General features: G+C 45.7%; 15 protein-coding genes and 1 tRNA gene. 11 read left to right on the top strand and 5 right to left on the bottom strand.

Features of this window, described 5'->3' with window-relative positions:
* Positions 1–89 precede the first annotated feature (89 nt).
* Positions 90–593, top strand: a complete 504-nt coding sequence (locus tag BW928_RS07535) for a c-type cytochrome (RefSeq protein ID WP_076555629.1) — start codon at positions 90–92, stop codon at positions 591–593.
* 216 nt (positions 594–809) lie between these two features.
* On the opposite strand, the gene BW928_RS07540 is transcribed toward BW928_RS07535, so the two are convergent.
* From BW928_RS07540 to gatC, 5 genes are all read right to left on the bottom strand, one after another.
* Positions 810–886: transfer RNA gene (locus BW928_RS07540), tRNA-Pro, on the bottom strand.
* Positions 887–1,258: 372 nt separating this feature from the next.
* Positions 1,259–2,728 (bottom strand): Asp-tRNA(Asn)/Glu-tRNA(Gln) amidotransferase subunit GatB, encoded by a 1,470-nt coding sequence (gene gatB / locus BW928_RS07545; protein ID WP_076555630.1) that lies wholly within the window; start codon positions 2,726–2,728, stop codon positions 1,259–1,261.
* Positions 2,729–2,741: 13 nt separating this feature from the next.
* Positions 2,742–3,278, bottom strand: coding sequence for a GNAT family N-acetyltransferase (locus tag BW928_RS07550; protein WP_076555631.1), 537 nt, complete (start codon positions 3,276–3,278; stop codon positions 2,742–2,744).
* Between the two features lie 21 nt (positions 3,279–3,299).
* A complete protein-coding gene (gene gatA, locus BW928_RS07555; protein WP_076555632.1) occupies positions 3,300–4,778 on the bottom strand; it encodes an Asp-tRNA(Asn)/Glu-tRNA(Gln) amidotransferase subunit GatA in 1,479 nt (492 codons plus the stop codon).
* Between the two features lie 99 nt (positions 4,779–4,877).
* Positions 4,878–5,171, bottom strand: a complete 294-nt coding sequence (gene gatC, locus BW928_RS07560) for an Asp-tRNA(Asn)/Glu-tRNA(Gln) amidotransferase subunit GatC (protein WP_076555633.1) — start codon at positions 5,169–5,171, stop codon at positions 4,878–4,880.
* 212 nt (positions 5,172–5,383) lie between these two features.
* Between gatC and BW928_RS07565 the strand changes: the two genes are divergently transcribed.
* From BW928_RS07565 to rpsC, 10 genes are all read left to right on the top strand, one after another.
* Positions 5,384–5,980: a Maf family protein gene (locus BW928_RS07565; protein WP_076555634.1), complete on the top strand. Its 597-nt coding sequence runs from the start codon at positions 5,384–5,386 to the stop codon at positions 5,978–5,980.
* A gap of 187 nt (positions 5,981–6,167) precedes the next feature.
* Positions 6,168–7,778, top strand: coding sequence for an Rne/Rng family ribonuclease (locus BW928_RS07570; protein WP_076555635.1), 1,611 nt, complete (start codon positions 6,168–6,170; stop codon positions 7,776–7,778).
* 417 nt (positions 7,779–8,195) lie between these two features.
* The gene (rpsJ, locus tag BW928_RS07575) at positions 8,196–8,507 is read left to right on the top strand and encodes a 30S ribosomal protein S10 (protein ID WP_003656991.1); all 312 of its coding nucleotides are present in this window, start codon (positions 8,196–8,198) and stop codon (positions 8,505–8,507) included.
* Between the two features lie 53 nt (positions 8,508–8,560).
* Entirely contained in the window at positions 8,561–9,199 is a 639-nt protein-coding gene (gene rplC / locus BW928_RS07580) for a 50S ribosomal protein L3 (RefSeq protein WP_076555636.1), read from the top strand.
* Between the two features lie 14 nt (positions 9,200–9,213).
* Positions 9,214–9,816 (top strand): 50S ribosomal protein L4, encoded by a 603-nt coding sequence (gene rplD, locus BW928_RS07585; RefSeq protein ID WP_076555637.1) that lies wholly within the window; start codon positions 9,214–9,216, stop codon positions 9,814–9,816.
* On the top strand, positions 9,813–10,142 hold the full coding sequence (gene rplW / locus BW928_RS07590; RefSeq protein ID WP_076555638.1) for a 50S ribosomal protein L23: 330 nt from the start codon (positions 9,813–9,815) through the stop codon (positions 10,140–10,142). The genes rplD and rplW overlap by 4 nt, the downstream gene beginning before the upstream one ends.
* An 11-nt stretch (positions 10,143–10,153) precedes the next feature.
* Positions 10,154–10,981 (top strand): 50S ribosomal protein L2, encoded by an 828-nt coding sequence (gene rplB / locus BW928_RS07595; RefSeq protein ID WP_076555639.1) that lies wholly within the window; start codon positions 10,154–10,156, stop codon positions 10,979–10,981.
* Positions 10,982–10,993: 12 nt separating this feature from the next.
* Positions 10,994–11,269 carry a 30S ribosomal protein S19 gene (gene rpsS / locus BW928_RS07600; RefSeq protein WP_003656984.1) on the top strand — a complete coding sequence of 92 codons (276 nt, stop codon included), beginning with the start codon at positions 10,994–10,996 and terminating at the stop codon, positions 11,267–11,269.
* Between the two features lie 9 nt (positions 11,270–11,278).
* Positions 11,279–11,608 (top strand): 50S ribosomal protein L22, encoded by a 330-nt coding sequence (gene rplV, locus BW928_RS07605; protein WP_003656983.1) that lies wholly within the window; start codon positions 11,279–11,281, stop codon positions 11,606–11,608.
* A 2-nt stretch (positions 11,609–11,610) separates the two neighbouring features.
* Positions 11,611–12,333: a 30S ribosomal protein S3 gene (gene rpsC / locus BW928_RS07610; protein ID WP_076555640.1), complete on the top strand. Its 723-nt coding sequence runs from the start codon at positions 11,611–11,613 to the stop codon at positions 12,331–12,333.

Here is a 12,333-nt window from a genome sequence, read left to right on the forward strand (position 1 = left end):
TATAGCCACTTGGAATGTCAGATTAAGTGGGTGAAAATTAGCCAATCATGGAGCGTGTAGCTGTCGCCACACGATTTTGGAGAAATGCAATGTCAATCATGCGATGGGTTTTGTTATTATGTCTACCAATGATGGTTGTTGCTTGTGGTGATGAGCCACCAGCCAAAACTGCCAGCAACAATCAAAGCAGCCAGCCTGTAAGCCGCGAGGCGGCTGGCGAACAAAACAACAATGAACAAAGTAGCGATACACAGTCGGCACAGCAGGAAGCCACCGATAAAGATACACAACAAGAAGCGGTGCAGGCACCCGAGCCGTCAGAGCCAAAAGCAGCGGTAGTGGCGGCATCGCTGGAAGAGGGGCGAGCGTTGTATGACAAAACCTGCAAAGTCTGTCATGATGCAGGACTGCTTGATGCACCCAAGTTATCTGCCAAAGCCGACTGGCAAAAACGCCTGTCAGAAAAAGGCCTAGAGACTTTGCAGCAGCATTCGGCACAGGGATTTAATAAAATGCCTGCACAAGCCACAGGCGATGTCAGCGAAGCACAGGTCTATGCGGCGGTTAATTATATTCTTGAGCAGAATAAATAGCCAGCCGATGTCGGTCGCCATCTGCACGATTGACAAGCTGACAAATACTCATATCAAACAAAATCTGAACGACTGGCGAAAATCGATTGCCAAGATGGGTAGAGGCGGACGAATTGTGTATCGTTAATTGGCTTTGTACACAGCTGGCAGACTATACAATAAAGCACAAACCAACAAAAAGGGCGTTGTTTATACAACACCCTTTATTAAATGAACTGGTCGGAATGATAGGATTTGAACCTACGACCCCTTGCACCCCATGCAAGTGCGCTACCAAGCTGCGCTACATTCCGATAGGCTTATATTGTAGCGGATTTTTGGGATTTTACAAGTGTTTTGTAGAAAATTTGTTGTAGCTGTGGGTGTATGGGTGTAATTCATTGATAGATTAGCGTGATTTGTTATGACAAATGGGCTGATTTTTGGGTGGATTTGTTGGAGATGATAAATTTACCCAAAAATAGCAGTTTGTTGAATTTGCTAAAATCATAAAAGGCACATGGGAATTTTATGATTTAATAAGCAAAGCTAATTTGAATGATAATCAATACATTGATGAAAATCAACCAAATGAATTTAAAAATAAACGGTTTGGTTTTGTGCATTTATTATTCCGATATTTAGCAACAAGCCCCAAATTTTCATTCAGGGCTTGTTTGTCATCATCAACCAATCAGCTGTTTTAGCAGTTCATTGACTTGGGCAGGATTTGCCTTGCCACGACTGGCTTTCATGACTTGACCGACCAAGCCGTTAAAGGCTTTTTCTTTGCCAGACTTGTACTCTTCGACCATTTTTTCGTTATCGGCAAGCACCTGTTTGATGATTGCTTCGATGGCACCTGTGTCGGTTTCTTGTTTTAGCCCTTTTTCGTTGATGATTTCATCGGCGGTTTTGTCAGATTCCCATAGGTAGCCAAACACTTCTTTGGCAATTTTACCGCTGATGGTATTGTCCAAAATGCGTGCGATTAGCCCTGCAAGGCGTTCGGCGTTGATGGGTGATTTGTCAATGCTTAGCTCGTTTTTGTTTAATGAACCAAGCAGCTCACCCATCACCCAGTTGGCACAGATTTTGGCATGCGTTTTGCCAACAATGGCCACCAGTTTTTCAAAATAATCCGACAATGCACGGCTGCCATTTAGCACGGCGGCATCATAACTGGTCAGACCAAACTCATTGACAAAACGCTCTTTGCGTACGCTAGGCAGCTCTGGCATTTCGGCTTTGATTTTTGCCAAAGTTTCATCGCTGATGATAACAGGCAGCAAGTCAGGGCAGGGGAAATAGCGGTAATCGTTCGCTTCTTCTTTGGTTCGCATGGCACGAGTTTCATCACGCTCAGGGTCATACAGGCGTGTGGCTTGTTCAACCTTACCGCCATCTTCGATGATGTCAATTTGGCGTTCGATTTCTGCCTTGATTGCACGCTCAATAAAGCGGAATGAGTTGAGATTTTTTAGTTCACAGCGTGTGCCAAATGGCGTGTTTGGCTTATGCACCGAGACATTGATATCGGCACGGAATGAGCCCTCTGCCATGATGGCATCACTGATACCAAGCCAAGTTACTAATTCGTGAATGGTTTTGACATAGGCGACCGCTTCAGCAACCGAACGCATATCAGGCTCGGAGACGATTTCAATCAATGGTGTGCCAGCACGGTTCAGATCCACCCCTGTCATCTGTGGCACAGCATCATGCACTGATTTGCCTGCATCTTCTTCTAGGTGGGCACGGGTGATGCCGATGCGTTTGCTGTATTCGTTTTTTTCACCAGCATTAACAAGAATGTCAATATATCCTTTACCAACGATTGGATTTGCCATCTGTGTGGTTTGGTAGCCTTTTGGCAAATCAGGATAAAAATAGTTCTTGCGATCAAAGGTATTATAAAGTCCAAGCTCGGCATTAACACCCAAGCCAAATTTTAAGGCTCGCTCAATCACGCCTTCGTTTAGCACAGGCAATGCACCCGGAAAACCCAAATCAACGATGGTTGCTTGGGTATTGGCATCGCTACCAAAAGCTGTCGGTGCGTTTGAGAAAATTTTACTTTCGGTGTTTAATTGGCAGTGAATTTCAATACCGATGACGACTTCATAGCCGTCGATAAGTGGAGCTTGATTGGTCATAGTGATTCTCTTTTCAATTGGTGTCTGATGGATTTTTGGTTCTTGCCATCATATATAAATCGCACAGCTTGCCATCACGATAGGCGTAGTTTCGTAGTGTGCCTTCGTTGATAAAGCCAAATTTTTCATACAAAGTAATCGCAGGCGTGTTATCGGTATAAACTTGTAATTCCAGTCGGGATAAGCCAAGCCAATTATCCGCCAAATCAACGATGGTCTGCATCAGCATCGTGCCGATGCCTTGTCCGTGACTGTCTGTGCTTACGGCGATGACGATGGAGCCTGCATGACGGCGACGCACGGCGGTCTCGATGGTCAAGGCAGCATTACCCATGATGCGATATTCGTCATCATTATCAAACAGTGCCACGAATGAATGCACATGGCTTGGGATGTCAGATAGCCGCTTCTCCCAACTATGTAAGGACTGACTAGGCAAAGCAAGCGTCTGACGATAGACTTCAGGTTGTCTGTATAAGTCATACAGTCCTTGATGGTCGTAGGGTTCGGTTGGTCGAACCACGATGTTTGTGCTGATTGCTTTGCCCATGTCCTTATCCTTGCTTATCGATTAGCCGATGCTTGGTGCTGCTTTATGAAAGTCAGTCACTTGCTGATATGCATCGGTGACGCTTAGCAGTTTGCCTTCTTGCCAATGATTGCCAATCAATTGCAAGCCCACTGGCAAGCCTTGTTTATCAAAGCCAATCGGGTGGCTGATGGCTGGCAGTCCTGCCAAGTTTACCCCAATGGTATAAACATCGCCCATATAAATCTCGGCAGGGGTCAGGCTGGCACCGATTTTGTAGGCGGTGGTTGGTGCGGTCGGTGTAGCGATGACATCACAGCTTTCAAAGGCTTTGGCGAAGTCTTGGGCAATCAAGCGGCGTACTTTTTGAGCCTTGACATAATACGCATCAAAATAGCCTGCCGAAAGGGCATAAGTTCCCATGATGATACGGCGTTGTACTTCTGCTCCGAAGCCTTCAGAGCGGCTGCGTGTGTATAAATCGTGTAAATCTTTTGGATTTTCGCAGCGATAGCCAAACCGCACACCATCAAAGCGAGACAGGTTGGAGCTGGCTTCGGCAGGGGCGAGCAGATAGTAGGTGGCAAGGGTGATTTCGGGGTGGGTTAGGTGGATATCAACCAAAGTTGCACCAAGTTCTTCATAGTGCTTTAAGGCAGACTTGACAGTTGTGGCGACTTCATCATTTAGCCCTGCACCAAAATATTCGCTTGGCACGCCGATTCTTAAGCCTTGCAGTGGTTTGTCATTGGTGCGAGCGGTCAAGATTTCATCTACCCAGTTTGGCACATCTTTGGCAATACTGGTAGAGTCCTTATTGTCATGACCTGACATGGGCTGCAACAAATAAGCACAGTCTAGGGCGGATTTGCCAAATGCACCTGCCTGATCGAGGCTTGAGGCATAGGCAATCATACCATAGCGAGAAACACGACCGTAGGTAGGCTTGATGCCTGTTACGCCACAAAAACTTGCTGGCTGACGAATCGAGCCACCCGTGTCCGAACCTGTCGCCACAGGCACAAATCCTGCTGCCACAGCTGCCGCACTACCGCCTGATGAACCACCGGGCACGCGTGATAAATCCCATGGGTTATGCACCGCACCGTAGTGGGATTTTTCGTTGTCCGACCCCATGGCAAATTCGTCCATGTTTAGCTTGCCAAGGCTGATAAAGCCAGCATCAGCAACATTTTTTACCACAGTGGCATCATAAGGCGAGACAAAATTATGCAGCATTTTTGAGCCGCAGGTGCTAAGCACGCCTTGGGTGCAAAGATTGTCCTTGTGTGCCATCGGTACGCCAAGCAGTGGGCGAGTATCGCCATCAGCACGCAGAGCATCAGCGGTTTTAGCGTGTTGTTTGGCGGTATCGAGCGTTTGTGTGATAAAGCTGTTGGTCTGTGTATCCAAGCTCTCAATGCGACTGGCAAAGTGTGCCACCAAATCGCTGCTGCTAAATTGTTTATTTTGTAAACCCGTTACCATCTCATGAACGGATAAATGGTGAAATTGTGTCATGGTTTGCCTTTCAACTAAAAATATCATATTGTTTGTGATTGGGGTGAATGCTGGGCTGATTTATCTTGTTGTTATCATCAAATCAACCACTTATGCTGCTTATTCAATCACTTGTGGCACCAGATACAAGCCATCAGCGACACTGGGTGCGACCGATTGGTTGGCACTGCGATCAATGTCAGTTGTGGCGGTGTCGGTGCGTAGAGATTGTTGGTTTTCGTGAATGTTGGCAAGTGGCTTGATGTTGTCGGTATCGACCGAGTCAAGCACATTCATCATTGCTAGGATTTTTTGTAGACTGCCAGCATAGGCGACAGCGGTGGCATCATCGATGGCAAGTCGCGATAATTTGGCAGCCGCCAAAATATCTTCGGTGCTTAGTTGTTCGCTCATATAATTTCCTTAATGGACAATAAATCATATAAACTTTTCATTATAGCATAGCTTGGCACGGTCTAAAACCAAGTTTATATAAAAAGCACTGCAATCATAAAAACCAAGCGGTGATGTTTGTCGTGCTATTATGGTTGTCATTAATGCCATTGACTTATGTTTTAAAAAAGGGCAATATTGCCAATTTGCTTTGAGATAATCAAGGGATTATTATGAATACCTTACCATTGATTCTGGCATCAACCTCACTTCGCCGTCATGAGTTGCTGACAATGGCAGGCGTGCAATTTGATACAGTTGCGGTGCAGATTGACGAATCTTGGCAAGCTTGTGAGACTGCTGATGATTATATCAACCGCATGGTGCAACAAAAGGCAGCACAGGCGGCATTGCTGGCTGATTTGCCATCGTCTTGTCTTGTCATCACGGCAGACACCATTGGGGTAAAAGATGGCATGGTACTGACTAAGCCTGCTGATAAGGCAGATGCGTATCGTATGTGGGCAATGTTGTCAGATACCACGCATAGTATCTATACGGCGGTTTGTGTTAGCCAAATTAACAAACAGCAGATTGTCAGACAGCGACAGATTTGTGAGCATACCGAAGTGGATTTTGTACCATTGACCGAGGCGATGAAGCAGCGTTATTGGGACAGTGGCGAGCCTATGGACAAGGCAGGTGCTTATGCCATTCAGGCAGGTGCAGCTGCTTGGGTGCGTAGTATCCGTGGCAGTTATAGCAATGTGGTGGGACTGCCGTTGGCTCAGACGCTGGCTTTGCTTGATGAGTTTGGGATTTATTCATAAAAATCATTGAGCTACCAGCCCTCAAGTTGATAAGCCAAGTGCTTAGCTTTGTTAAAGTCCAATCAATGACCGTTTTTGTCAGACAGACTGGCAATTGTTGTTATTTGCTTTGCGTTGTCGGTGCTTGCACATTTGGCAAATATCGCTTACCATAATTGGTTAAATTACAATTATAAAAAGAGCAAAAATGTCAGAAGAATTGTTAATTAATTATACGCCAATGGAATCTCGCGTGGCAGTCTTAACTGACGGTGCAACCAGTGAGATTGTCATCGAACGCCATCAAAAATTAGGGCTGGTTGGCAATATTTATTTGGGTACTGTGGTGCGTGTTTTGCCGGGAATGCAGGCGGCATTTGTTGATATTGGGCAGATGCGTACTGCTTTTTTGCACGCCAATGATATGCAAAAGCCAAAACGCAGCAGTGATGGTCTTGATGAGCCGCCTCGCCCTGTGATTACGCATCTGCCGATGGCAACCCCTGCCAAGGCAAATGACAAGCAAGGGCATAGTGCCAGTGTCGATGTGGCAAATGTCGCAGTTAAATTGGCCGAAATGCCCGCCCAGCCCTTGATTGAGCATCGATTGCGAGAGGGTGATAGGGTATTGGTGCGAGTTATCAAAGATGAACTTGGCACAAAAGGGGCGAGGCTGACAACCAATATTTCATTGCCTTCACGCTATTTGGTGTATTTGCCAGACAGTGAGCCTTATGTGGGAGTCTCTACACGCATCGAAGAGCGTGAAGAGCGTGTGCGACTCAAAGAAAGCTTAACTAGGCTGATGGCAGAGGCCAATTTGCAGGGCGGTCTGATTGCACGCACTGCCGCCGAAAAGATAAGCGATGCCAAGCTCAAAGAGGATATTCATTACCTTATGCAGTTGTGGCAGACCATCATCGCACGCACCGCCGCTGCCAAAATGCAGCCTGCCAAGCGTGCCGAGTTGATTTATCAAGAGCTGCCACTGCCTTTGCGTTGCATTCGTGATTTGGTGAATGAAAAAACCAGTAAGGTATTGGTGGATCATCGCCAAATTTATCATGAAGTTGCTTATTTTGCCCAAGAATTTGTGCCGTCCATTGCACCGCTGGTTGCTCATTATACAGGCGAAGTACCACTGTTTGATTTGTATCGTGTCGAAGAGGATTTGCAAAACGCCCTAAAGCGGCGTGTGGATCTGAAATCTGGTGGTTATTTGATGATTGATCAGACCGAAGCGATGACCACCATTGATGTGAATACAGGCTCGTATGTTGGTACGCGTTCGCTGGAGGAGACGGTTTACAAAACCAACTTGGAGGCAGCTCATGTCATCGCCCGTCAAATTCGCTTAAGAAATCTTGGCGGTATTATTATTTTGGATTTTATTGACATGGCAGAGCCGCTGCATCGTAGCGATGTGCTGAGCACGCTACAGCAGCAGCTGGCGACAGACCCCGCCAAGACCAACATTACTCAAGTCAGTGAGCTTGGCTTGGTTGAGATGACACGCAAGCGAGTGCGTGAATCACTGCCACAGCAGCTGTGCGAGCCATGTCCTGTGTGCCAAGGTAAGGGTTATATTAAGACTGCCGAAACCGTTTGTTTTGAGATATTTCGTGAAATCATGCGTTATGCTCGCACTTATCACACCGCTCGCCAGTTTACCGTCATTGGGCATGAATCGGTGATTGATTTGATGCTGTCTACCGAAGCGTCCACAGTGGCAGATTTGGAGCAGCTGATTGCCAAGCCAATTCGTTTTTTGGTGGAAGGTTGTTATCAGCAAGAAGAGTACAGTATCACCTTTGAATAAATATTTAACCAAAGCTGCCAATTTGCCATTGGTTGCCTTGTTGGCTCTCGAGTGTGTTGCAAACCTACCAAAAATTTAACAAAAAACCCAACAAAACCCTTGCACTGGCTAATTTTTCGTGTATAATATGCACCATCATTATTTTGCGTTGTGCTTTTTGTGATTAAATTAACTGACAAAAAGTTTACTTCAACAATGAACCTTGTTCAAAATATTAGGAAGTACTAAGCAACGCCACAGCCGAAGCATCGTTTTTGGCACTATTGAACAAACACCCTGCTACCTTGCACAGTTGTATATGGTTGGCAGGGATAGGATTATTTTGCTTTCACTGACTTTTTGAAAGCGAATTTTAACGGTTTAACTGAAATCTTTTAGATGGCAGTTTGTAAGCACTTAAATTAGGAGCTTGTTGGCATGGCTAACCAGAGAATCCGTATCCGACTAAAATCGTTCGACCATCGTCTGATTGATCAGTCGGCACAAGAGATTGTCGATACTGCAAAGCGTACAGGTGCACAAGTTTGCGGTCCTGTACCATTGCCGACTCGTATTGAGCGGTTTAATGTATTGACATCACCACACGTCAACAAAGACGCTCGTGACCAGTACGAAATTCGCACCCACAAACGCATGATCGACATCGTACAACCAACAGACAAAACTGTTGATGCACTGATGAAGCTAGATCTAGCAGCTGGTGTAGATGTTCAGATCGCTTTGGGTTGATGAACATAAGTCTGGTTTAAACTATTAAACTATTTAATATAAAGAGGTCTAAAATGGCGATTGGTTTAGTCGGTAAAAAATGCGGCATGACCCGAGTCTTTACTGAAGCAGGTGTTTCTATCCCTGTAACAGTAGTCGAGGTTGATGCCAACCGCATCTCGCAAATCAAAACAGTAGACACCGATGGCTATAACGCAATCCAAATCACAACAGGTGAGCGTCGTGACAGCCGCGTAACTGCTGCTCAAAAAGGACACTTCGCAAAAGCTGGCGTAGCTGCTGGTCGTGGTGTTTGGGAATTCCGTGCAGAAGAAAGCGATCTTGAAGGTCGTGAAGTTGGCGGTAATATCCTAGCTGATATCTTTGAAGTAGGTCAATTGGTTGATGTTACTGGTCAAAGTAAAGGTAAAGGTTTCCAAGGTGGTGTGAAGCGTCATAACTTCCGCACCCAAGACGCAACACACGGTAACTCTGTTTCTCACCGTGTATTGGGTTCTACAGGTCAAAACCAAACCCCGGGTCGTGTATTCAAAGGCAAAAAAATGCCAGGTCAAATGGGTAATAAACGCGTTACCGTTCAAGGCCTAGAAATTGTTTCTGTTGATGCCGAAAAAGGTGTACTAGTCATCAAAGGTGCTGTTCCAGGTGCTAATGGTGGCGATGTTATCGTACGTCCGTCAGTCAAAGCCTAGTAAAGGGGATTAACGTGAATTTAAAAACTGTTACAGGTGCAGCGGTTGAACTTTCGGAAACAACTTTTGGCCGTGAGTTTAATGAAGCCTTGGTACACCAAGTAGTAACTGCTTACCTAGCTGGTGCTCGTCAAGGTACTCGTGCACAAAAAACGCGTGGTGAAGTTTCTGGCGGTGGCAAAAAGCCATGGCGTCAAAAAGGTACTGGCCGTGCTCGTGCAGGCTCAATCCGTAGCCCAATTTGGGTTGGTGGTGGCCGTGCATTTGCTGCCAAACCACAAGACTGGTCACAAAAAGTGAACCGCAAAATGTATCGTGGTGCAATGCAGTGCATCTTGGCCGAATTGGTGCGTCAAGAGCGTCTGATTTTGGTTGATGAAATTTCAGTTTCAGCACCAAAAACAAAAGAGCTTATTGCCAAATTGGCTGAACTTAACGCTCCTCGTGCCTTGATTGTAACTCACGAAGTTGATGAAAACTTGTACTTGGCTGCACGCAATATCCCGTATGTTAATGTATTGGGTACTCGTGAAGTTGATCCAGTAAGTTTGGTTTCTTATGACAAAGTAATCATGTCGGTAGAAGCAGCGAAGCAATTTGAGGAGACACTGGCATGAGCAACGCAAGACTATATCAGGTACTAAAAGCACCTGTATTTTCAGAAAAATCTCAGCGTCTGGGTGATTCTTTGGGCGTGCAGGTTTTTAAAGTTGATAGCAAGGCTACCAAGCGTGAAATCAAACAAGCTGTTGAGCTGATGTTTGAAGGTGTTGAAGTTGTAAAAGTAAACACGCTAAACACCAAAGGTAAAACCAAGCGTTTTGGCCGTGTTGTTGGCAAGCGTTCTGACGTAAAAAAAGCGTATGTAACCTTAAAAGCTGGTTCAGACGTACAAATCGGTGCTGGTGAAGAAGCCACTGGCGAAACAGCGACTAACGAATAAGGATTCAAAAAATGCCTATCGTAAAAGCAAAACCTACATCACCAGGTCGCCGCTTTGTTGAGAAAGTAGTGCATCCACACCTTTATAAGGGTCGTCCATATGCACCGCTTGTCGAATCAAAAGCCAAAACTGGTGGTCGTAACAATAATGGCCGCATTACCACTCGTCATATCGGTGGTGGCCATAAGCAACATTATCGTTTGATCGACTTTAAGCGTACCAAAGATGGTATCCCAGCTGTGGTAGAGCGTATCGAATACGATCCAAACCGCACTGCACACATTGCACTACTTAAGTATGCTGATGGTGAGCGTCGTTATATTATCGCTCCTAAGAAATTAAGCGTTGGCGATCAAGTGCTATCAGGTGAGGCAGCACCAATCCGTCCTGGTAACTGCTTGCCACTAAAAAATATCCCTGTCGGTACCACCATTCACAACATTGAACTAAAAATCGGCAAAGGTGCTCAAATTGCTCGTTCTGCTGGTGCTGCTGTTCAGTTGTTGGGTCGTGATGGTGCTTATGTTATCGTGCGTTTGCGTTCTGGCGAGACTCGCCGCATTCATGCAAACTGCCGTGCAGTTATCGGTGAAGTATCAAACACTGAAAACAACCTAAAATCATTGGGTAAAGCAGGTGCAGCACGCTGGCGTGGTGTTCGTCCTACCGTTCGTGGTACTGCGATGAACCCGATTGACCACCCACACGGTGGTGGTGAAGGCCGTAACTTCGGTAAGCACCCAACAAGCCCATGGGGTCAGAAAGCTAAGGGTCTTAAGACTCGTTCTAATAAGCGTACTGACAGTATGATTATCCGTCGCCGTCGTGCCAAGAAGTAAAGGAAAAGTTTCATGCCTCGTTCATTGAAAAAAGGTCCATTTATCGATGCGCATTTGTTTGCCAAGGTTGAAAATGCCCTAGAAAGCAACAGCCGCAAACCGATCAAAACTTGGTCACGCCGCTCGATGATTCTACCACAAATGGTAGGTCTAACCATTTCTGTACATAATGGTCGCACTCATGTGCCTGTTATCGTTAGCGAGCAAATGGTTGGTCATAAACTAGGTGAATTCGCTCCGACCCGTTCATATCGTGGTCATGGCGTTGATAAGAAGTCTAAGAGATAAGGTGCTACCATGGAAGTAACTGCAAAATTACGTGGTGCCGCCATTTCGGCACAAAAAGTAAGATTGGTTGCGGACGAAGTTCGTGGTAAGCCAATTGAACGCGCTTTGGATATCTTGACTTTTAGCAACAAAAAAGGTGCTAAATTGGTTAAGAAATGCCTAGATTCAGCAATTGCAAACGCTGAACACAACAATGGTCTTGACATCGACAAATTGCGTGTTACCACCATTTATGTTGATGAAGGCATTACCTTGAAGCGTATTATGCCCCGTGCCAAGGGTCGTGCTGACCGTATCAGCAAACGCACTTGTCATATCACTGTTAAAGTAGGGGAATAATCATGGGTCAAAAAGTACATCCAATTGGTATCCGTCTAGGCGTTATCAAAAAGCACAATGCAAATTGGTATGCAAGTCCAAAGCAATATTCAGAATATTTGCTAAATGACTTTCAAGTGCGTGCTTTTTTACGCAAAAAACTAGAAGGTGCAATGGTTAGCCATATCAATATCGAGCGTCCTACAGGTGCTGCAAAAATCACCATTCATAGTGCACGCCCAGGTACGATCATTGGCAAAAAAGGCGAAGATATCGAAAGCCTACAAAAAGAACTGACCAAATTGATGGGCGTTCCTGCTCAAGTGAATATCCAAGAGATTACCTCTCCTGATTTGGATGCTCGTTTGGTTGCTGAAGGTATTTCGAGTCAATTGGAGCGTCGTGTGATGTTCCGCCGTGCCATGAAGCGTGCTGTTCAAAACAGTATGCGTGCTGGTGCTCAAGGCATTAAGGTTGAGTTGTCAGGCCGTCTAGGCGGTGCAGAGATTGCTCGTACCGAATGGTATCGTGAAGGTCGTGTGCCTTTGCATACATTGCGTGCTGATATTGACTATGCATCAGTTCGTGCCGAAACTACTTACGGTACTATCGGTGTTAAAGTTTGGATTTTCCGTGGTGAAATCCTAGATGGTATGAACAGTGCTTACAACCCAGTTGTTGAAGACAAAGCACGTGCACCAAAACGCCGTGGCCGTACTAACCGCCGCAACACAGACAGAGGTTAA

The sequence above is a fragment of the Moraxella cuniculi DSM 21768 genome, from assembly GCF_900156515.1.
GTDB classification, from domain to species: Bacteria; Pseudomonadota; Gammaproteobacteria; order Pseudomonadales; family Moraxellaceae; genus Moraxella; species Moraxella cuniculi.